Source organism: Bradyrhizobium symbiodeficiens (genome assembly GCF_002266465.3).
GTDB lineage: Bacteria > Pseudomonadota > Alphaproteobacteria > Rhizobiales > Xanthobacteraceae > Bradyrhizobium > Bradyrhizobium symbiodeficiens.
The window spans coordinates 2,649,833-2,670,941 of record NZ_CP029427.2 but is presented as its reverse complement, the minus strand read 5'-3'; the positions used below and the strand labels follow the sequence as shown (position 1 = coordinate 2,670,941).

The 21,109-nt window shown below is 66.1% G+C and carries 15 protein-coding genes; 9 read left to right on the top strand and 6 right to left on the bottom strand.

The window, feature by feature from the left end:
* Positions 1-78 precede the first annotated feature (78 nt).
* The 4 genes from CIT39_RS12150 to CIT39_RS12135 form a co-directional block, all read right to left on the bottom strand.
* Positions 79-1,479, bottom strand: coding sequence for a hypothetical protein (locus CIT39_RS12150; RefSeq protein WP_094975088.1), 1,401 nt, complete (start codon positions 1,477-1,479; stop codon positions 79-81).
* 161 nt (positions 1,480-1,640) lie between these two features.
* Positions 1,641-3,017, bottom strand: a complete 1,377-nt coding sequence (locus tag CIT39_RS12145; RefSeq protein WP_094975089.1) for a sensor histidine kinase — start codon at positions 3,015-3,017, stop codon at positions 1,641-1,643.
* A gap of 94 nt (positions 3,018-3,111) precedes the next feature.
* On the bottom strand, positions 3,112-3,777 hold the full coding sequence (locus CIT39_RS12140) for a response regulator transcription factor (RefSeq protein WP_018315821.1): 666 nt from the start codon (positions 3,775-3,777) through the stop codon (positions 3,112-3,114).
* A 234-nt stretch (positions 3,778-4,011) separates the two neighbouring features.
* The gene (locus CIT39_RS12135) at positions 4,012-4,167 is read right to left on the bottom strand and encodes a hypothetical protein (protein ID WP_162848634.1); all 156 of its coding nucleotides are present in this window, start codon (positions 4,165-4,167) and stop codon (positions 4,012-4,014) included.
* A 234-nt stretch (positions 4,168-4,401) separates the two neighbouring features.
* Here CIT39_RS12135 and ku point away from each other — a divergent pair, with 234 nt between their 5' ends.
* The 7 genes from ku to CIT39_RS12100 all read left to right on the top strand — a co-directional run bounded on the left by ku (position 4,402) and on the right by CIT39_RS12100 (position 14,300).
* Positions 4,402-5,376, top strand: a complete 975-nt coding sequence (gene ku / locus CIT39_RS12130; RefSeq protein WP_094975090.1) for a non-homologous end joining protein Ku — start codon at positions 4,402-4,404, stop codon at positions 5,374-5,376.
* A gap of 57 nt (positions 5,377-5,433) precedes the next feature.
* On the top strand, positions 5,434-5,667 hold the full coding sequence (locus tag CIT39_RS12125) for a hypothetical protein (RefSeq protein ID WP_094975091.1): 234 nt from the start codon (positions 5,434-5,436) through the stop codon (positions 5,665-5,667).
* A gap of 268 nt (positions 5,668-5,935) precedes the next feature.
* Complete coding sequence (locus tag CIT39_RS12120) at positions 5,936-6,100, top strand: Flp family type IVb pilin (protein WP_018315817.1); 165 nt, start codon at positions 5,936-5,938, stop codon at positions 6,098-6,100.
* Between the two features lie 215 nt (positions 6,101-6,315).
* On the top strand, positions 6,316-7,857 hold the full coding sequence (locus CIT39_RS12115) for a thymidine phosphorylase family protein (RefSeq protein ID WP_094975092.1): 1,542 nt from the start codon (positions 6,316-6,318) through the stop codon (positions 7,855-7,857).
* Positions 7,854-8,774: a ribose-phosphate pyrophosphokinase gene (locus CIT39_RS12110; RefSeq protein WP_094975093.1), complete on the top strand. Its 921-nt coding sequence runs from the start codon at positions 7,854-7,856 to the stop codon at positions 8,772-8,774. Before CIT39_RS12115 ends, CIT39_RS12110 begins: the two co-directional genes overlap by 4 nt.
* Positions 8,771-10,366 (top strand): MBL fold metallo-hydrolase, encoded by a 1,596-nt coding sequence (locus tag CIT39_RS12105; protein WP_094975094.1) that lies wholly within the window; start codon positions 8,771-8,773, stop codon positions 10,364-10,366. The genes CIT39_RS12110 and CIT39_RS12105 overlap by 4 nt, the downstream gene beginning before the upstream one ends.
* A gap of 1,180 nt (positions 10,367-11,546) precedes the next feature.
* The gene (locus CIT39_RS12100; RefSeq protein ID WP_094975136.1) at positions 11,547-14,300 is read left to right on the top strand and encodes a beta strand repeat-containing protein; all 2,754 of its coding nucleotides are present in this window, start codon (positions 11,547-11,549) and stop codon (positions 14,298-14,300) included.
* 36 nt (positions 14,301-14,336) lie between these two features.
* Here the strand turns inward: CIT39_RS12100 and CIT39_RS12095 are convergent, their stop codons facing one another.
* On the bottom strand, positions 14,337-14,975 hold the full coding sequence (locus tag CIT39_RS12095) for a VOC family protein (protein WP_094975817.1): 639 nt from the start codon (positions 14,973-14,975) through the stop codon (positions 14,337-14,339).
* Between the two features lie 230 nt (positions 14,976-15,205).
* On the opposite strand from CIT39_RS12095, the gene CIT39_RS12090 reads away from it, so the two are divergent.
* Positions 15,206-16,840, top strand: coding sequence for a thiamine pyrophosphate-requiring protein (locus tag CIT39_RS12090; protein ID WP_094975137.1), 1,635 nt, complete (start codon positions 15,206-15,208; stop codon positions 16,838-16,840).
* Between the two features lie 86 nt (positions 16,841-16,926).
* Entirely contained in the window at positions 16,927-19,407 is a 2,481-nt protein-coding gene (locus CIT39_RS12085; RefSeq protein ID WP_162308461.1) for a GAF domain-containing sensor histidine kinase, read from the top strand.
* Between the two features lie 3 nt (positions 19,408-19,410).
* On the opposite strand, the gene CIT39_RS12080 is transcribed toward CIT39_RS12085, so the two are convergent.
* Entirely contained in the window at positions 19,411-20,994 is a 1,584-nt protein-coding gene (locus CIT39_RS12080; RefSeq protein ID WP_094975139.1) for an MDR family MFS transporter, read from the bottom strand.
* Between the last annotated feature and the right edge of the window lie 115 nt (positions 20,995-21,109).

Here is a 21,109-nt window from a genome sequence, read left to right as displayed (position 1 = left end):
CCGGACTTGCACGGGGACCGTACGGCGCGCCATCCGCATGGTCAACCATAAATTGTGATCGCGAAATATGCGCCTGGATCAGCTTGCGCGCGACGATTTGCGCTCGCCGGTCGCTGCGTTTTCCGCGGCCCGGCTCATCAACGAGGCATAATCATCGCCAAACAGCACCTGGCAGAAGCGAATCGCGGCCTGCACCTGCTGCTGCCTGTAGGTGCGGACCTTGTGATCGGCCGCGCGCAGCGACTGCACCAGCTGCTCGGTCGAGCGCTCGACATATTGCTGGAGGTCGGAATAGGTGCGCAGCGTCACCTCGTTGATCGCAAGCTCGCTGGCGTAGTTGCGGCAGGTCGCGACGAAATCGATCAGCGCCGCGGTTTCCTCCACCTCGGTGCTGTCGATCCGCGCTCCCGGCGGAATGTCCTTCTCGGGGCGCTGGCGCAGGATGCGGCGAACGCGGCCGGGAACGCTGTCGATCTCCGATTGCAGCGCATTGGAGATGTCGGCCCGGATCGAGGTCAACTGCTTGCCCCAGGCGGAATCGTTACGCAGGTCGAGCTCGGTGCGTAGGCCGCGCACGCCGTCGTGCAACGCCTTGAGGTTGCCGGCAACGTTGTCGAAATGGCCGCGCTTGATGTCGATGCGCAGGGCGGCGGCAACACAGGACAGATCGTGCAGCGCCATCGTGACGGCAACGCCGTAGGGCGTCGCCGCGACACGGATCTCGTCGTCGGACGCTGCAATCTTGATGGCGAGGCGGATGATCTGCCAAGGCGCGGTCATCCGTTGCACCACGATCGAGAGCGCGAACGGCAGCATCTGCGGCGTCTGCAGGACCGGAATGTTGAGCGCTGACGTCACCGAGACGATCTGGGAATCGCCGAAGGCGCGCAGAGTGCGCGGCAATTTCTCGTTCAGGCTGGCGATGGCCTCCCGGACCTGAAGCACCGCTCCGATCGAATGGAGGTCCTCGATCACGTTGGGCGGGCCGACGCGGGCGAGCGCGCGCGACTTGTCGCCGCCACCGGGACCGGTCAGCTCGAAAATGGCATCCGCAGCGACCGCCTGGAGCTTCTGCGCGAGGGCCTCGACCTGCCCCGCACTATCGGCGGGCATGCGCGCCAGCGCGGCCTCGAACTCGTTCACCTTGTCCGGCGCACCATCGCGGCCCAGCCATTGCCAGATCGGCTGCAGCGAGGTGCGGCGGATCTGGCCGACCCGCAGCGGGACGCCGGCCTCGATCAGGAACGGTTCCAGCGCCTGGAACAGCAGCCGCGACAGATCGTCCGTGCGCGGCGGCGGGGCTTCATCGGCTTCCGACTTGCGGACGATCTTGCGCAGCTGCTCGAGCACCAGGGTCGCGACAGCCGTATCCTGGCCGCGCTCCAGCGCGCGCTCGAACTCCCGCATCAGCAGCGCCTGCGCCTGCGGCGGGAGCTGCGCGAGATATTCCCTCAGCCGCTCGATCGATGTCTGGCTCATGCGCCCGGGTTATGCACGGTAAAATGGCGGACATGGGATGGGTCCAGCGTGATCATAGGAGTCCCCCACTTAAGAAGCCGTTTAGCAAGTGTGGCCGAATCCAGCCGGTTTGCTGCGGCCGGGCATCGGCGAGGAGGGAATAAGCTCGTCGGAACAATGGATTATACGCCCGGAAGGACCAGTTCGGCGCGCAGGCCGCCGGTCGGCGCACCACTGAGCGAGAGGCTGCCGCCATAGAGCGCGGCGAGGTCGGTCACGATCGACAGCCCCAGCCCCGACCCGGGCTTGGACTCGTCGAGCCGCTGGCCGCGCCGCGAGACCTGTGCGCGCTCGGCTTCCGACAGGCCGCGGCCGTCGTCATCGACGATGATCCGCAGCCGCGGGCCCACCCCGGCCTGCTGCGGCGCTTCCACGAGGACCTCGATGAAGACGCGCGAGGCCGCCCATTTGCAGGCGTTGTCGACGAGATTGCCGACCATCTCCTCCAGATCCTGGCGCTCGCCGCGAAATTTTGCCGACGGATCGGCCTTGGCTTCGACAGCGATGCCGCGATCGCGATGAATCTTCTCCATGGTCCGCCGCAATGCCTCGATGGCGGGCGCCACCTCGGTCACGGTCGCGACCACCGAGACCCGTGCTGCGATGCGCGCACGCTCCAGATGATGTGCGACCTGGTCGCGCATCACGTCGGCCTGCTCCATCACCTTGGCTGCGAACGGTTCCGCGGCGTGGGCGCCGGCCTCGTTGACGATGACCGACAGCGGCGTCTTGATCGCATGGGCGAGATTGCCGACATGAGTGCGCGCGCGCTCGACGATCTCGCGATTGGCATCGATCAGCGCGTTGGTCTCGCGCGCCAATGGCGCGATCTCGACCGGGAATTCGCCCTCCAGCCGCTCCGCCCGCCCGGAGCGGATGTCGGCAATCGACTCCGAGATGCGCTTGAGCGGCGCGAGGCCGAAGCGGACCTGGAACACGGTCGTCAGCAGCAGCACGATGCCGAGCGCAGTGAAGGTGCCGCCGAGATAATAGTCGAAGCTGCGGGTCTCGTCGAAAATCTCGGTGTCGTCGCCGGCGACGCTGACGAGAAACTTGCCGTCGGCGCCGAGATCGACGGGCCGCTCGACCATGCGCAGGTTCTGGCCTTCGGGACCATCGACATAAGCGAGCCGGATGCCGGCGGCGGTGAGCTCGGTGCCCTGCTCTTCCAGCTTCGGCAGCTTCTTGTCCCAGAGCGAGCGCGAGGAGCGCACCTCCGGCTTCTCGGTATCGGTCCGCGTGATCTGCCAGTACCAGCCCGACAGCGGCAGCTCGAACAGCGGCTCGCCCAGCGACTGGAACTGGCGATCCGGCGGCTCGTCGGGGGTCGCAACCTCGGCGATCAGGGTGCGGAGATAGAGATTGAGCCGGCGGTCGAAGGCGCGCTCGGTGGCGTTCTTGTAAACCGACGACAGCACCACACCGGTGATGGCCAGGATCACCACGAGCCAGGCGGTCGCCGACAGGAACAGTCGGTTGGCAAGCGAACTAGCGGCCATCGGAACGATCCCGGGAGGCACAGGATGGCAGGGCGTCAGAGGTCATGACCGGACCAAGGCCCCTGTCGCGCTGCCCGTCAAGCCCCGGAACGGCTCAGGCGGCCGGGGGCGTCAGCAGATAGCCGAGGCCGCGCACGGTCTGGATGATGTCGACGTCGAGCTTCTTGCGGATGCGGCCGACGAACACCTCGATGGTGTTGGAGTCGCGGTCGAAATCCTGGTCGTAGAGGTGCTCGACCAGCTCGGTGCGCGACACCACGCGCCCGGAATGGTGCATCAGGTAGGCCAGAAGCCGATATTCGTGCGAGGTCATCTTGACCGGATTGCCGGAGACGCTGACGCGGCCGGTCCTGGTGTCGAGCGTGACGGGGCCGCAGCTGAGCTCGCTCTGGGCATGGCCGGTCGAGCGGCGCAGCAGCGCGCGGATGCGCGCCAGCACCTCCTCCAGATGGAACGGCTTTGCCACATAGTCGTCGGCGCCGGCATCGAAGCCCTGCACCTTGTCGCTCCAGCGGTCGCGCGCGGTGAGGATCAGGACCGGCATGGTGCGTCCGTTGCGGCGCCAGGCCTCCAGCACCGAAATGCCGTCCTTCTTGGGCAGGCCGATGTCGAGCACGACGGCGTCATAAGGCTCGTTGTCGCCGAGATAGTGTCCCTCCTCACCATCGAAGGCGCGATCGACGACGTAGCCGGCGTCGGTCAGGGCCTTGGTGAGCTGGCGATTGAGATCGGGGTCGTCCTCAACAACGAGCAGGCGCACGTTTCTCTCCAGACATAGGCCGCATCAAGACCGCACCAGATGAGCAATTCCGGCGTGAACTGAATATGAACGCGGGGAACCCGACGCGTTACTTTTTGGTCATATACGAAGAGTCTGCAGCCCACGCGATTGCGCCCGCCATGCGACCGGACGAGCCGGCAGCGTGACGGGCGCAATGTGCCGCTTTCCGCGGCGAGTTTTGGGAAAGTCCGCCCTTCCCGGGAATTCGTCCCGTCAGGTCCGGAAGAAAACGAACCAGATGACGGCGAGGATCAGGATCGCAAGCCCGGTCGAGATGGCGAGCAGTGCGGCAACGGACGGCCCGGGTTCACCCTGGCGCGCCTCGGTTGGCGTTTCGACGATCTGTTGCTGCTCTCGCGTAGTGGCCATGATGCCCTCGATCTCTGCGTGTCGCCCCCGATGACCGCGACCTCATCGCAGCCTATGTCCGGAGCCAACGCCCGATCCGATATGATGTTCCGAATTTGCAGTGCGATCAGAGCGCAACCAGCCGCCCGGCAGCCGGTTAACGCAGTTGGCGGATTCAGCGATCGACCTCGCTATGATTCGTTGTTCCCCGATGGTATTCTGGGACGTTGTCCTCTGTTGCGTTTGGAGTAGCCCATGGCCCCCCGCGCCAATTGGAAGGGTTTTCTGCGTTTGTCGCTCGTGACCTGTCCGGTCGCGCTCTATCCGGCCACTTCGGATACCGAGAAGGTCTCCTTCAACCAGATCAACCGCAAGACCGGCCACCGGATCAAGTACCTCAAGGTCGACGCCGAGACCGGCGACGAGGTGACCTCCGAGGACATCGTCAAGGGCTACAAGGTCGACACCGACACCTATATCGAGGTCACCAAGGACGAGCTCGACGACATCGCGCTCGACTCGACCCACACGATCGATATCGACGAGTTCGTGCCGAAGGCCGACATCGACAACCGCTATCTGATCCGCCCCTATTATCTCGTGCCCGACGGCAAGGTCGGCCACGACGCCTACGCGGTGATCCGCGAGACCATCCGCAGCATGGACAAGGTCGCGATCGGCCGCGTGGTGCTGACCAACCGCGAGCACATCATCGCGCTCGAGCCGCTGGAGAGCGGGCTGATGGGCACGCTGCTGCGCTATCCCTATGAAGTCCGCAGCGAGACCGAGTATTTCGACGACATCCAGGACGTGAAGTTGACCAGGGACATGCTCGACCTCGCCAAGCACATCGTCGAGAAGAAGTCCGGCGCATTCGAGCCCGAGCTGTTCGAGGACCATTACGAGACCGCGCTGATCGATCTCATCAACAAGAAGCGCAGCGGTGCGCCGATCACTGCCAAGGCCGCGCCGAAGGGCGGCGGCAACGTCATCAACCTGATGGACGCGCTGAAGAAGAGCATCGCGAACGAGAAGGACGCCCCCGCGGCGAAGGTCGCCAAGGAGACCGTCAAGGCCAGGAAGCCGAAAAAGCGCGTCGAGGGCCAGCGCGAGATGCTGTTGCCGATATCCGGCAAGGGCGGCAAGGAGGCCGCGGCCAAGGCAGCGACCACGCCGAAGAAGGCCGACAAGCCGGTGCGCGCGCCGGCGCGGGCGAAGAAGGCCGGTTAGCCGCATCCCCCCGCGATCGCGCCGTGATGCCACCCCTCGCCGATCAGGCGGCCTGACATGCCCTGGTCGACGGCGTTCGACGAACCCGTCCGCGTGGACAACAAGTTGCAATTGCGCACACTTCAAGAGGCCGCGGATTACATCATGCGGCTGCCCGAAGACGCCCAGCACGAGCCGCGCTGGCAGACAGCCATCGAGACCCTGATCAATGCGGCCGAGACGGGCGGCGGCTGGGTGATGTTCGCCCGCATCGCGATGTTGCGGGCGCTGAATGCGGACCGGCGCGATTGAGCGCCTGACGAACAGGCTCAACAATCGGTTAAGCGGCCGCACGATGGTGCCCTGACGGACGCTGCGCCCGCGCAGCCCGGCCGAGGCCTGCCGGGGTGAATCCATTTGGACGGATCGATGGAACCTTAATTTAATGAATGCCGTCGTATGAGCAGGGGCGCGCCCGCCCGGGCTTAATTCTTTTGGCGCGCATAAAGACTTATTCGATCTATTTGCAAGTCCGATAACGACGCGGCCATACGTTGGATCGGATGAACGGGAGTTGGCAATGCGTTTGCTTAGGTCCTTCCTTGCCGATGAGAATGGTGCAACCGCGATCGAGTACGGCCTGATTGCCGCAGGCATTGCGCTGGCGATCATAACGGCCGTGAACACGATGGGTGGCGCCCTCCTCAACAACAAGTTTGTCGCGATCAGCACGGGGATAAAGTAGCCCGATCCCCGATTTGGCCGGCCGACATCGGCGATATCGCCACGGCATTCGGCTTCCCCTGTCATCTCCAGACCGACGCGCCTGCAGCAGCGCGCCTGCGTGACAGCCCGCCACAGCTCACCCGTGTCCTTCGCGCGGGCCATGATCTGGGTCAACAGCATCAGGACGGCGACGTCTAAGCATGGAGGTCGCGTTCCCTCCCCGCCGGCCTGTCCATGCATCCAGACCTTCCGCGCTCCCAACTGAAAATCCGCCGCGTCCGGCTCGATACCGGCCGCGAGAACGTTGTCGTCGTCTCCAGGCAGTCGAAGGCGCTGCGCGCCGAGATCTTCCGCGGCTTCAGCCGCGTCGAGCTGCGACATGCCGACAAGGTCCTGCTGGCGACCTTGCTGATCACGGACGACGATACGATGGCGGCCCCGGACGAAATCGGTCTCTCTGAACCCGCGTTCCGGCGCTTCGGGCAAGGCGTCGGCACGCTGGTCACGGTCAGGCCCGCCGTGCCACCGGAGAGCCTGGAAGCCGTGCGCGCGAAGATCCGCGGGCGAACGCTGAGCCAGGCCGAGATCGGCGCGATCATCGACGACCTCGCGCATTACCGCTACTCGGACATGGAGATCGCCGCCTTCCTGATCGGTTCGGCGAGCTTCATCACCAGCGACGAGCTGCTTGCGCTCACCGGGGCGATGGCGCAGGCCGGCACGCAATTGGTGTGGCCGAACCCTGTCGTGGTCGACAAGCATTGCATCGGTGGCATACCCGGCAACCGCACCTCGATGGTCGTGGTGCCGATCGTCGCCGCGCACGGCCTGCCGATCCCCAAGACCTCCTCGCGCGCCATCACCTCGCCTGCCGGCACCGCCGACACCATGGAAGTTCTGGCGCGGGTGAATGTCGGCGTCGAGGAGATGAAGGCGATCGTCTCGGCCTGCAACGGCTGCCTGATCTGGGGCGGGCATGTGAACCTGTCGCCGGCCGACGACGTGCTGATCTCGGTCGAGCGACCGCTGAGCCTCGATACGCGCGAGCAGATGGTCGCCTCCATCATGTCCAAGAAGATCGCGGCGGGTTCGACGCATCTGTTGATCGACATTCCGGTCGGGCCGACCGCGAAGGTCACCAATGGCGTCGAGGCGATGCGGCTGCGCAAGCTGTTCGAATTCGTCGGCGACCGCTTCGGCCGCACGGTCGAAGTGATCACGACCGACGGAAGCCAGCCGATCGGCAACGGCATCGGGCCGGTGCTCGAGGCCAATGACGTCATGGCGGTGCTCGGCAACGACAAGGATGCGCCGCGCGACCTGCGCGAGAAATCGCTCCGCCTCGCCGCCCATCTGCTGGAATACGATCCGAAGCTGCGCGGCGGCGCCGGCTATGCGAGGGCGCGCGAGCTGCTCGACAGCGGCGCGGCGCTGAAGCAGATGCAGAAGATCATCGACGCCCAGGGCCCGTCCACCTGCAGCAGCGAGCTCGGATCGCTCAGCTTCGACGTCAAGGCGGCGCATGACGGCATCGTGTCCGCGATCGATTGCCTGCGCCTGAACCGCTTGGCCCGCACCGCCGGAGCGCCGCTCGACAAGGGCGCCGGCATCCGCCTGTTCAGGAAGATCGGCGATCGCGTCGAGCAGGGCGAGCCGCTCTATCGCGTCTACACGTTCGACCGCCCCGAGCACGATCTGGCTGCCGATGCCGCCACCGAGGAGAGCGGTTACGTCGTCAACGGTCACGAGCCCCTCCAGGGCAAGTCGGCGTCGTGAGTACGATCGCGCTCCAGGCCCTGCCCGGCGGCAGCGATGGGGCGGAGCGCCTCGCGGCGCGGCTCGGGCTTTCCTGCGGCGAGATCGCCGTGCACCGTTTTCCGGACGGCGAGCTGCGCGTCGCCGTCGCGCCGGCGACCGACACCACCATCCTCTATGCCCCGCTCGATCAACCCAACGACAAGCTGATCGCCCTGTTGTTCGCTGCCGAGGCGCTGCGACGCAACGGCGCGAAGCGGCTGGTGCTGGTCGCGCCCTATCTCTGCTATATGCGGCAGGATGCTGCGTTTCATGCCGGCGAGGCCATCAGCCAGCGCGCGATGGGCGCTCTGCTTGCGACCACCGTCGACCGCGTCGTCACTGTGGACGCGCATTTGCATCGCACCACCGACATCCGGTTGGTCTTTCCCGGCATCGAAGCTGAGAACCTGTCCGCCATGCCTGCGATCGCGAACGCGCTGGCAACTGAGAGCATCGACCCCGCGACCATCGTGATCGGACCCGACATGGAGTCCGAGCCCTGGGTGAACGATATCGCGAGCCGGCTGCGGCTGCAGCACACGGTGGCGCGAAAGACGCGGCACGGCGATCGTTCCGTGGCGATCAGTTTTGCCGATCCCGGCCTGCTCGCGGGACGGCCCGCGCTGCTGGTGGACGACATCGTCTCCTCCGGGACGACGCTGATGGCCGCGGCGAAGGCGCTGATTGCGATGGGCGCGACCGCCGTCGATGTGGTCGTGACGCACGCGCTGTTTCCGCCTGCGATGATCGGTGCATTCACCGAGGCCGGCATCCGCTCGATCCGCTCGACCGACAGCGTGCCGCATCCGACCAATGCGATTGCGCTCGACGAGAGTCTCGCGGCCGCCTTGCGGTCCGAGCTGACCACGACACTTCCTCCGGAGACGACGCCATGAGCATCACCGTTCGATTTTGCGGCGCCGCCCGCACCGTGACCGGTTCGAGCTATCTGTTCCAGACCGCGACCGGCCGCTTCCTGGTCGATTGCGGCCTGTTCCAGGGCCAGAAGACGCTGAAGGAGCTCAACTACGGCGCCTTTCCGTTCCGGCCCGCCGATATCGAGGCCGTGCTGCTCACGCATGCCCATATCGACCATAGCGGTCTGTTGCCGAAACTCGTGCGCGCGGGATTCGAGGGACCGATCCTGGCGACGCGCGGCACCATCGACCTCTGCTCCTACATGCTGCCCGATGCCGGCAGCATCCAGGAATCGGAAGTCACGCAGCTCAACCGACGCAACGCCTCGCGCGGGCGCAAAGAGGTTCAGCCGATCTACACGCAGGCCGATGCGATCGCATCGCTGCAATCGTTTCGCGCGGTGGAATATGAACGCTGGACCGACGTGATCCCGGGCGTTCGCGCGCGCTACTGGAACGCCGGCCATCTGCTCGGCTCGGCGTCGATCGAGCTCGAAATCGCTGAGCAGGGCGCGCCCCGTCCGATGCGCGTGCTGCTGTCCGGCGACGTCGGGCCGGAGGCCAAGCTGCTGCAGCCCGATCCCGAAGCGCCAGCCGATTTCGACTACGTCATCTCGGAATCGACTTATGGCGACCGCCTGCGCGAGGCCACGACACCCGCGCTCCGCCGCAAGCACCTCGCGGCCGAGGTGCGCGATGCCGCGGCGGCCGGCGGCGCGCTGCTGATACCTGCCTTCGCGGTCGAGCGCACCCAGGAGCTGATCGTCGATCTCGTCGACCTGATGGAGCACGGCGAAATTCCGACCGCGCCGATCTTCCTCGATTCTCCGCTCGCGATCCGTGCCACCGAAGTGTTTCGCCGCCATGCCGAGAGCCTCGACCCGACCGTCGATGCCGCGCGCCTGCTCAACTCGCCGCATCTCAAATTCACCGAGACCGCGGACGAGAGCAAGGCGATCATGCGCCTGTCCGGATTCCATATCATCATCGCCGCGAGCGGCATGTGCGACGCCGGCCGCATCCGCCATCATCTGAAGCGCTGGCTGTGGAACGAGCGCGCGACCGTGCTGCTCGCAGGCTTCCAGGCCAACGGCACGCTCGGGCGCTTCCTCCAGAACGGGACCAAGGCCGTACGGATCCAGGGCGAGGAGATCAAGGTCGCGGCCCGCATCCGCATGATCGACGAATATTCCGGCCACGCCGACGCCGCCGGCATCGCCGGCTGGATCGCGGCACGCCGGCCCATCGCCCGCGGGCTGTTCTTGGTCCATGGCGAGGAAGCCGCAATCGCGGGGCTTGCCGAACGCGTCGCCGAGCGCATCGTTCCGGCGGCCCGGGTGTACCAGCCGCTGCTCGACGACATCTACGAGCTCGCCGCGCCCGAACCGCGCGTGCTCGACGTCGATCACCGCCGGCGCCTCGCACCGGAGGCCGTGACCCGCCTCGACTGGCACAACGAGATGTCGGAGCTGGTACTCGACATCAACGACAGGGTTGGAGCGGCCGCCGACGACCGCGCCCGCGGCGTCATCATCCGACGGCTGCGCCGCGCGCTGGAGGAGAAGGCGTAGCGGGAGGCCGGTCGCTGCGCAATTACGGCAGCTGAAGCGCGGCTCCCTCGTGTCCCAGATGCGCTGCAGCGCTCTTACGCTGCTGCGCAGAGCCGGACCCAGGAGCTGCGCGCTCCGCTGACGCATGGGCCCCGGCTCTGCAGCGCACAACGCCGCGAAGACGCGGCGCGCTGCGCTGCGTCCGGGGCACGAGACCGTTGTTCAATTCGTAGGATGGGTAGAGCGAAGCGAAACCCATCAGCAATTCTTTCACGTTGAAGCATGATGGGTTTCGCAAGTGCTCTACCCATCCTACGACATCGCGCACATACCTTCGCGTCCTCGCGGCTTGTTTTGCCCGAGCTTTGCTTTGGTCTCGCACCCTCTGAAAGCAAGGGCGCAGGGAAGGCCGGGCGCCGGCTGGCACCCGAAGTCCCGCGTGCGAAAAAAGCGCGCACGGGGTGGACGACAGGTGTTGCCGGTCGCCCGGCCTTCCCTGCGCGATGGTTTTCACGGTGTCCTTCGTGCTCTCCTCGGGGAGCGCTGCACTATTGCCCCCGTCGCCTTGCGGATTTCAGATGCGCGCGCCGGTTGGCCGCACATCACCACATGACTTGACGCACAGACCCCGGGCGTCAGGACCACACGACTTCTCCGTCCGCGCACATCACCATCCGCGTTCCCGATTGCTGGCGTGCGCTCGCCATCGAGACCGGACAGAGACGCTGTCAGCGCCGTGTCGTACCGCGCCTGCCGCCGCTCACGGTTTCCCGCCCTGCAGCTCCATCGCGCGCCGACGCCGTCGCGGCCACCGCATCCCGGCCCGCGTCTCGTGACGATCGCGAAACGCCCCTTGTGGCGGGCGGGATGGCACAGCTTGTACGGCAAAACCGAACTTCTGTAAATACGAATATTTTGACGCGCGGCTATCGACCCAGTCCTGGTGTGTTTTGCCCGTCGGGCAGCACAAGGGATTGTGGGTGGAATGGTCCAAGCTGCTACGAAACCCCAGCGGCGCGACGCCCACCGCGAAAATCAAGCTGCTCTCAAGAAAAACAGGAGCACGTCCGAAGCCTTCAGCCAAGCTGGAACTGCGATCCGCGTCTACTGACGAGGTCGTCTGCCGTTCGTCCCGGCATCGCGAAAAGCGTCACGATCCCGCCGCACGGCCTATTTCGATCACGCAGAGCGAGAAGAACAAATGGCAGTCACAGCGATTTTCTCCGGCGGAATCCTCACCGTCCTTGGCAACGGTCACAACAATTCGGTCGTGTTAGGCCGCAATGCGGCGGGGACCATCGTCGTCAACGGCGGCGCGATCGCGATCAAAGGCGGCCCCGCCACGGTCGCCAACACCAAATTGATCAAGGGCTTCGGCCAGGACGGCAACGACATCATCACCATCGACGAGAGCAGCGGCGCGATGCCTGCGGCGAATCTGTTCGGCGGCGCCGGCAACGATATGCTGACCGGCGGATCCGGCGGCGACATGCTGTTCGGCCAGTCCGGGAACGACACGCTGCTCGGCAAGGGCGGCAACGACCTGCTCTTCGGCGGCTCCGGCAATGACGTGCTGGTGGGCGGCGACGGCAACGACCAGATGTTCGGCGAAGCCGGCAACGACCGCATGATCTGGAACCCCGGTGACGACAGCGACCTGATGGAGGGCGGCGAAGGCATCGACACCGCCGAGGTGAACGGCGGCAACGGCAGCGAGGCCTTCGCCATCACGGCCAACGGCGCGCGCGTGCGCTTTGACCGGGTCGATCCGGCGCCGTTCTCGCTGGACATCGGCACCACGGAGAACCTCGTGGTCAATGCGGGTGGCGGCGACGACGTCATCACCGCAACAGGCAATCTCGCTGCACTGATCAATCTGACGCTCGACGGTGGAGCGGGCAATGACACGATCCTCGGCGGCAATGGCGCGGACCGTCTGCTGGGCGGCGAAGGCAACGATTTCATCGACGGCAATCAGGGCAACGACACCGCCCTGCTCGGCGCCGGTAACGACACCTTCCAGTGGGACCCCGGCGACGGCAGCGACAAGGTCGATGGACAGGCCGGAACCGACACCCTGCTGTTCAACGGCTCGAACGTCGCCGAGCACGTCACCCTGTCCGCCGCCAATGGCGGACACGTGCTGCTGACCCGCGACGTCGCCAACATCACGATGGACCTCGATAGCATCGAGACCATCACCATCGATGCGCGCGGCGGCAGCGACAACATCGTCGTCAACAATCTGGCTGGAACCGATGTCAAGCAGGTCAATGTCGATCTCGGATCAGCCGGCGCCGGTGACGGCGCGGCCGACACGGTGACGCTGGTGGGCACGAACGGCGCCAACGCGATCCATATCTCCGGCTCGGGCACGTCGGCTGCGGTGGCCGGACTGCCGGCCGCCGTCACCATCACCAATGCGGAAGGCGCGAACGATGCGCTCGTGATCGAAGGCCTCGGCGGCAACGACACGATATCGGCCGCCATGCTGGCCGCCGGAGTCGTGCACCTGACCATCGACGGCGGCACCGGCAACGACGCCATCCTCGGCAGCGCCGGCAGCGACACGCTGATCGGCGGCGACGGCAACGATTTCATCGACGGCAACCAGGGCAACGACACCGCCCTGCTCGGCGCCGGCAATGATATCTTCCAATGGAATCCCGGCGACGGCAGCGACACCGTCGAGGGCGGCACCGGCGTCGACACGCTGCGGTTCTTCGGCGCCAGCATTGCGGAAACCATGGCCGTCCTGGCGAACGGCGACCGCGCCCTGCTGACGCGCGACGTCGCAAACATCACGATGGACCTGCACGGGGTCGAGCACGTCGATATCCACGCGCTGGGCGGCACCGACCACATCACCGTCGGCGATCTGACCGGGACCGACGTGACGCGGGTGAACATCGACCTCGGCGGCCCGGACGGAACGCCCGACGGAGCCGTCGATACCGTGTCGGTCGATGCCACCCAGGGCGCCGACACGTTCGGGGTCAGCGGCAATGCCAGTGGCGTGACGGTGTTCGGCCTGCATGCGAGTACCCACCTGACGTCCGTGGACGCGACCGATCAGCTGACGATCAACGGCCTCGCCGGCGACGACGTCATCGACGCCAGCGGACTCGCTGCCGGCGTGCTGCAGCTGACGATCAACGGCGGAATCGGCAACGACACCATCCACGGCAGCCAGGGCGACGACCTGATCAGCGGCGGCGACGGCAACGACGTCGCGCTGATGGGCGCCGGCAACGACACCTTCGTCTGGAATCCGGGCGACGACAACGACACGGTCGAGGGTCAGGCCGGCAGCGACACCCTTCTGTTCAACGGCGCCAACATCGCCGAAACCATCAACATCTTCGCCAATGGCGGACGCGCCGAGCTGACGCGGGACGTCGCCTCCATCACGATGGACACGCACGGCGTCGAGACGATCGCGTTCAATGCCCGCGGCGGCGCCGACACCATCACTGTCGGCGACATGAGCGGCACCGACGTGACACAGGTGAAGATCGATCTAGGCGCGGCCCCCGGCACCGCCGGCGGCGACGGCGCGGCCGACAACATCGTGATCAACGGCACCGGAGGGGACGACGTCATCACGCTGTCGCTCAACAGCAATGGCGCGCTGGTGATCGACGGTCTGGCGAGCCAGGTCGTGATCGAAAATTTCGACTTCAACGACACCATCACCATCAAGGGCCTCGGCGGCGACGACGTGATCGAGGCGTCGGGCGTCGGTCCGGGCGGGCCGCACCTCGTGTTCGACGGCGGCGCCGGCGACGACGTCCTGATCGGCAGCGCCGGCAGCGATACGCTGCTGGGCGGGCTCGGCGACGATGTGCTGATCGGCGGCGGCGGCATCGACGTGCTGGACGGAGGTCCCGGCGACAACGTCGTGATCCAGTCGTTGCTCGCCAATGCGAGCTTCCACGCGGGCACGCTGGTCTGAGCATGTGATTCCGGACTGCGTTGGGTCCGTGCGCGCTCAGGTCAGCTCTCTTGGTCCGGCGAGCGTTTCGATCCGGGCGCGATAGCGCAGCTTCGATCCCCGCACGATTTCGGGCGGCCGGTCGATCGTCAACGCGCGGTACAGCGCCTCTACGGCGGCGGGCTCCGGATGCTCGAGCGTGAAGGATCTTAGCCGCGCGCCGAGGTCCGCTATCGCAGCCATCGAGCGCGGCTTGCCGCGCCTGTCGATGATCGAGGGAGCTGCACCGTCGAGCGGGAGGGAGCCGTCGTCCGGAATGGTGAAGTCGAACGAAGGATCGGCCGCGGGAAGCGGAACCTTGGCGCCGAAGACGTCGCCCCGGCGGGCGATGATCGAGTCGATCCTATCGGTTCGCGCGACCCAGCCGCGCAGGCGGCGGCCCTCGTCCCAATCGGACCTGAGCTGGTCCTGGTCGTCCAGACCGAACCAGCGCGGGCGGCCCGGCGCATCGGCCTCGGGGTCGAGCGCCACGATTTCAAGATAGACCGTGTCACCGAGCTGAAGCAGGTGATTATGGGTGCCCATATAGGCATGGCGTTGCCCGAACGGGACATCGAGATCGAGGCAGTTTCGAACGTGGAGGACGCCTTCGGCGAGGCTCGGAGCGATAACCGTGATATGATCGAGCTTCAGCATCTTCCGGAATTCCACGGCGAACGTTGCTTCATCATGCTGTCATCCACTCCGGCTTGCAACGTCATCGCTCGGCTCCGGCGTTCCCCGGGGCGGCGGCGTGGCCTGGTGACGCCGTCCTGCATGGCTGACCTACCGCATCCGCGCCGCGCTTCGCTTTACCGTCCAGCCGATTCCTGATCCTCTCTCCCCAACCAGCCGGATCAACCGGCCTCGCCAGGGAGAGAGACGCCATGAAGCTCGGCACCGCCATTGCGGAAATCATGCGGCGTGAGGGCATCGAGATCCTCTGCGGCTATCCGGTCAACCATCTGATCGAGCATGCGGCGAAAGCCGAGATTCGCCCGGTGATGGTGCGGCAGGAGCGCGTCGGCATCCACATGGCGGACGCGATCTCGCGGGTGACGTCGGGGCGCTCGATCGGCGCGTTCTGCATGCAGCATGGGCCCGGCGCGGAGAACGCGATGGGCGGCGTGGCGCAGTGCTATGGCGAATCCGTTCCGGTGCTGGTGCTGCCGATGGGCTATCAGCGCCGGCTTGCTCATATCGAGCCGAACTTCAATTCCAGCGAGGCGATGAAGGCGTTCTCGAAATCGTCCGAACCGATCATCCTCGCGGCCGAGGTCGCCAACATCTTTCGCCGCGCCTTCACCAAGCTGAAGAACGGCCGCGGCGGGCCCGTGATCGTCGAGATTCCCTCGGACATGTGGAACGAGGAGGTGCCGGAGCCGCTCAACTACACGCCGGTGCTTCGCACCCGCTACGGCGCCGACCCCGTGCATGTGAAGGAGGCGGCAAGCCTGCTCGTCAACGCCAAGCGTGCGGTGATCTATGCCGGCCAGGGCGTGCATTACGCGCAGGCCTGGCCGCAGCTGAAGCGGCTCGCCGAGCGTCTCGCGATCCCCGTCACCACCAGCCTCGGTGGAAAATCGTCGTTCCCGGAAACTCATCCTCTCTCGCTCGGCTCCGGCGGCCTCGCGGTGCCGCGCGCGGTGCCGAAATTCCTCGCCGAGGCCGACGTCATCTTCGGCATCGGCTGCTCCTTCACCGAGACCAATTTCGGCATCGCGATGCCGAAAGGCAAGACCATCATCCATTCCACGCTCGATCCCAACCATCTCAACAAGGACGTCGAGGCTGCGATCGGCCTGGTCGGCGACGCCGGGCTCGTGCTCGACGCGCTGCTGGAGGAGATCGGCAAGACCGTCACATCCGATCGCGACGCCGCCGCGGTCGCGGCCGAGATCGCGGCCTCGCACAAGGAGTGGCTGGCGAAATGGATGCCGAAGCTCACCAGCAACGACGCGCCGCTCAGCCCCTATCGCGTGTTGTGGGATTTGCAGCACACGGTCGACATCGACAACACCATCATCACCCACGATGCCGGCAGTCCGCGCGACCAGCTCTCGCCGTTCTGGAAATCGACAAAACCCCTCACCTATCTCGGCTGGGGCAAGACGACGCAGCTCGGCTACGGCCTCGGCCTCGCGATGGGCGCGAAGCTGGCAAAGCCCGACAAGCTCTGCATCAACGTCTGGGGCGATGCGGCAATCGGTTTCACCGGCATGGATTTCGAGACCGCGGTGCGCGAGCGCATCCCGATCATGTCGATCCTGCTGAACAACTTCTCGATGGCGATCGAATTGAAGGTGATGCCGATCTCGACCGAAAAATATCGCTCGACCGACATTTCCGGCGACTACGCCGCGATGGCGCGCGCCTTCGGCGGCTATGGCGAGCGGGTGACCAAGCCCGAAGACATCATCCCTGCGATCAGGCGCGGCATCCAGAAGACGCAGGAAGGCATTCCGGTGCTGCTGGAGTTCATCACCAGCAAGGAGACGGAGGTGTCGCGGCCGGGAACGTGAGGCAAGCCGGACGCTGGCTCCGGCCGCAGGAGATGTGATAATCCGCCCCGGTGCCGCGCCTGTCGCGGCATCAAGCCGGATTACAGATGACCGACCCTTCCCATGACGTCGCCGATGAGCTCGCAGCTGAGAACGCGCAGCTGCGCAGTGCGCTCGCGACTGCGCGGGATCGCCAAAGTGCCAGTGCCGAAATCCTGCGCACCATCGCGGCCTCGCCCTCCGATGCCCGGCCGGTGTTCGAGGCGATCGCGTCGAGTTCCAGGCGCCTGCTCGACGGCTTCTCCGCCACCGTGCTCCAGTTCATCGGCGACGAGCTGCACCTCGTGGCCTACACGCCGACCAGCCCGGAAGCCGACGAAGGGCTGAAGGCGTCGTTTCCGCGCAAGATCGCGGAGTTTCCGACTTTTGCGCTGGTGCGTGGCGGCGAGACGATCCAGTTTCCCGACAGCGAAGCCGATGACGTGCCGCAGCTGAACCGCGATCTGGCGCGGCTGCGCGGCTTCCGCAGCGTGCTGTTCATGCCGCTGATGAACCGGGGCACGCCGGTCGGCATGATCAGCGTCACCCGTGCCGTACCAGGCGCGTTCGCGGCCGACCTCGTGCAACTGCTGCACACCTTTGCCGACCAGGCCGTGATCGCGATCGAGAATGCGCGGCTGTTCAACGAGACAGAAGAGACGCTGCAACGCCAGACCGCAACCGCGGACATTTTGAAGGTGATGGCAGGCTCGCCGTCCGACGTGCACCCGGTGTTCGACGCCATCGCCGCCAACGCCAACCGGCTGATCGGCGGCTTCTCCACGGCGGTGCTGCGCTATGTCGACGGCGCTGCGCACCTTGCCGCATTCACACCGACCGATCCTGCCGGCGATCACGTGCTGCAGGCCTCGTTCCCGGTACCGTTCGCGCAGTTCCCGCCCTATTCGCTCGTGGCTAACGGCGCGGCGGCGCAACTGCCCGATACCGAGCTCGAGCCGGCCGCGCGCGACATCGCCCGCGCCCGCGGCTATCGCAGCATGCTGTTCGTGCCCTTGATGAGCGAGGGCGAAGCGATCGGCCTCATCATCACGACGCGGCGCGCGACCGGCGCGTTTGCCGAGCATCACGTGCGGCTGCTGCAGACCTTCGCCGACCAGGCGGTGATCGCTCTCAAGAATGTCAGCCTGTTCAATGCGACACAGGAGGCGCTGGAGCGTCAGACCGCGACGGCCGACATCCTCAAGGTGATCGCGGCCTCGCCCGCCGACGTCACGCCCGTGTTCCAGGCCATCTCCGACAGCGCCAAGGCGCTGGTCGGCGGACATTCGTCCACCGTCACCCGCGTCATCGACGGCATGCTGCATCTGGCCGCCTTCACCACGGATAATGAAGCCGGCAACGCCGATCTGCTCGGCTCGTTCCCCGCAGCGCTGACATCGTCGGGCATTCACAGCCGGGTGGCGACAAGCGGAGAATATGCCTTCCGCAGCGACATGCAGAACGAGCCTGATCTCACCGAGGCCATGAAGGAGCTCGCGCGGACGCGGGGCTATCGCAGCATTCTCGCGGTGCCGATGCTGCGCGACGGCATCGCGATCGGCACCATTGCCGTGACGCGGCCGCAAGCCGGCCATTTCCCGGACAAGGCCATCAACCTGCTCAAGACCTTTGCCGACCAGGCCGTGATCGCGATCGAGAACACGCGGCTGTTCAACGAGGTGCAGGACCGCACCAGGGAGCTCGCGAAGTCGCTCGACGATCTGCGCGCGGCGCAGGACCGGCTGATCCAGACCGAGAAGCTGGCATCGCTCGGCCAGCTCACCGCCGGCATCGCGCACGAGATCAAGAATCCGCTCAACTTCGTCAACAATTTTGCCGCGCTGTCCGCCGAATTGACCGACGAGCTGAACGAGGTGCTCGCGCCCGTGACGCTCGCGGACGATATCCGCAGCGAGGTCGACGAGCTCACGGGGCTGCTGAAGGACAATCTCGGCAAGATCGTGCAGCACGGACAGCGCGCCGATTCCATCGTCAAGAACATGCTGCTGCATTCGCGCGAGGGTGGCGGCGAGCATCGGTCGAGCGATATCAACGCGGTGGTCGAGGAGAGCCTCAACCTCGCCTATCACGGCGCCCGCGCCGAGAAGCCGCAGTTCGATGTGACGCTGAAGCGCGAGCTCGATCCGGCCGCAGGCTCGGCCGATGTATTCCCGCAGGAGATCACGCGGGTGCTGCTGAACCTGATCGGAAACGGATTCCATGCGGTCGCCAGCCGCAAGGCCGAGACCAGGGCAGCGGGGTACGAGCCGGTCGTGACCGCCGCGACCCGCGACCGCGGCGACCACGTCGAGATCCGCATCCGCGACAACGGCACGGGCATCCCGGACGAGGTGAAGGAGAAGATGTTCAATCCGTTCTTCACCACCAAGCCGGCTGGCGAAGGCACCGGCCTCGGCCTGTCGATGAGCCACGACATCGTGGTGAAGCAGCATGGCGGTACGATCGACGTCGCGACCGCGCCGGGCGAGTTCACCGAATTCACCATTGTGCTGCCGCGGAAGAGCAGCTTCCCGAACGGCGCGGGCTGAGCCCTACTCCGCCATCTCGACGGGTTGCGTCACCGAGGGACCGGCCAGCGGCCGCTCCTCCATCGCGATCAGGCACAGCGCGGCGGTGGTCATCAGCGCGGTGGCGGCGCCGAACACGTAGCGGAAGGCGTGCCGCATGTCGTCGGCGGGAATAGCGACGGCGCTTGCGGCGTGGTGCTCGCCGGCGAGCGGCACGTCGATGCCGAGCGCGATCAGCAGGATCGCGGCGAAGGCGGCGACCGTGAACGAGGACATCAGCGAGCGGAAGAAGTTCATCGCGCCGGTGATGGTGCCGACTTGCGGGCGCGCGACCGAGTTCTGCAGCGAGACCACGCAGACCGGAAAGGTGGTGCCGAGCCCGAGCGCGAACGCCGCCATCAGCATCAGCAGGCCCCACAGCGGCAGCGTGGTGAGCGTGAGGCCGAGGCCGCACAGCGCGGCCCAGGACGTGCCGATGATGGCGACGCGCTTGTAGTGTTTTGCACGGGCCATGGTGCGGCCGGCGACGGCGGCACCAACGGTCGAAACCGCCGCGAGCGGGATCAGCGCAAGCCCCGCCTCGCTCGCGCTCAGATGGTAGACCTGCTCGTAATAAAGCGGCAGCTGCACGGTGAGGCCGGTGATCGCCCCGAGCCCGCAGCCACCGGCGGTCATCGCGAACGGCGCCACCGATCCGGTCAGCATCTTCAACGGCAGGAACGGCTCGTCCGCGCGACGCGCGTGCCAGACGAAGCTGACGGCGAGCGCGACGGCGCCGCCCACCATCGCCAGCACGGTCGGCGACAGCCAGGGATAGCGCGTGCCGCCCCAGGTCAGCACCAGCATGAAGACGACGGCGGAGGCCATCAGCAGCACGCCGCCGAGCCAGTCGACCTTGCGCTTGCGGTGGAACACCGGGATCTTCTTCATCTTCGGCAGCAGCAGCGCGAGCGCCGCGGCAGTCAGCGGCAGATTGATCCAGAAGATCATCGACCAGTGCAGATGCTCGGCGAACACGCCGCCGATGACCGGACCGAGGATGCCGCCGACCATCCACACGCTGGAGAAATAGGCCTGATACTGGCCGCGCTCGCGCGGGGAGACGACGTCGGAGATTACGGTCTGCACGACAGGCATGATGCCGCCGCCGCCGAGACCCTGAAGGCCGCGCGCCAGGATCAGCATCGGCATGCTCGGCGCGATCGCGCACAGCACCGAGCCCGCCACGAACAGGCTGAGGGAGATGATGATCATGGCGCGGCGGCCATAGATGTCGCTGAGCGTGCCGAACACCGGCGCCACCGCGGTCGAGGCGAGCAGATAGGCGGTGATGACCCAGGAGAGATTGGAGACGTCCTGGAACTGGCGTCCGATGGTCGGCAGCGCGGTCGCCACGATGGTCTGGTCGAGGGCGGCCAGGAACATCGTCAGCATCAGGCTGATGACGATAGTGCGGACCTCGTCCTGCGACAGCGGCACCGGCGGCGCAATCGACGGGGCATCATCGACGCTGATGACTTCGCTCGGAAGCCGGGACAGCTCCTCGGCGATGTCGTCGGGCAAAGTCTGGATGTCGGCAGAACTGCTCCGCCGGTCGAACTTGTTCATCTCGCTCGGGTGCCGTGTGGCGGCGCAACGCCGCGAAGGATTCGTTTTATGCAGTCCAATGTAGACAGCAAAATTTGTCCCGGGCAGGCATCGCGGCGCATGGGTGCATCCCGCC

Coding starts and splice junctions, on each gene's coding strand:
- CIT39_RS12150 (WP_094975088.1), bottom strand. CDS start 1,479: ATGAGCCAGACATCGATCGAGCGGCTGAGGGAATATCTCGCGCAGCTC.
- CIT39_RS12145 (WP_094975089.1), bottom strand. CDS start 3,017: ATGGCCGCTAGTTCGCTTGCCAACCGACTGTTCCTGTCGGCGACCGCC.
- CIT39_RS12135 (WP_162848634.1), bottom strand. CDS start 4,167: ATGGCCACTACGCGAGAGCAGCAACAGATCGTCGAAACGCCAACCGAG.
- ku (WP_094975090.1), top strand. CDS start 4,402: ATGGCCCCCCGCGCCAATTGGAAGGGTTTTCTGCGTTTGTCGCTCGTG.
- CIT39_RS12125 (WP_094975091.1), top strand. CDS start 5,434: ATGCCCTGGTCGACGGCGTTCGACGAACCCGTCCGCGTGGACAACAAG.
- CIT39_RS12120 (WP_018315817.1), top strand. CDS start 5,936: ATGCGTTTGCTTAGGTCCTTCCTTGCCGATGAGAATGGTGCAACCGCG.
- CIT39_RS12115 (WP_094975092.1), top strand. CDS start 6,316: ATGCATCCAGACCTTCCGCGCTCCCAACTGAAAATCCGCCGCGTCCGG.
- CIT39_RS12105 (WP_094975094.1), top strand. CDS start 8,771: ATGAGCATCACCGTTCGATTTTGCGGCGCCGCCCGCACCGTGACCGGT.
- CIT39_RS12100 (WP_094975136.1), top strand. CDS start 11,547: ATGGCAGTCACAGCGATTTTCTCCGGCGGAATCCTCACCGTCCTTGGC.
- CIT39_RS12095 (WP_094975817.1), bottom strand. CDS start 14,975: ATGCTGAAGCTCGATCATATCACGGTTATCGCTCCGAGCCTCGCCGAA.
- CIT39_RS12090 (WP_094975137.1), top strand. CDS start 15,206: ATGAAGCTCGGCACCGCCATTGCGGAAATCATGCGGCGTGAGGGCATC.
- CIT39_RS12085 (WP_162308461.1), top strand. CDS start 16,927: ATGACCGACCCTTCCCATGACGTCGCCGATGAGCTCGCAGCTGAGAAC.
- CIT39_RS12080 (WP_094975139.1), bottom strand. CDS start 20,994: ATGAACAAGTTCGACCGGCGGAGCAGTTCTGCCGACATCCAGACTTTG.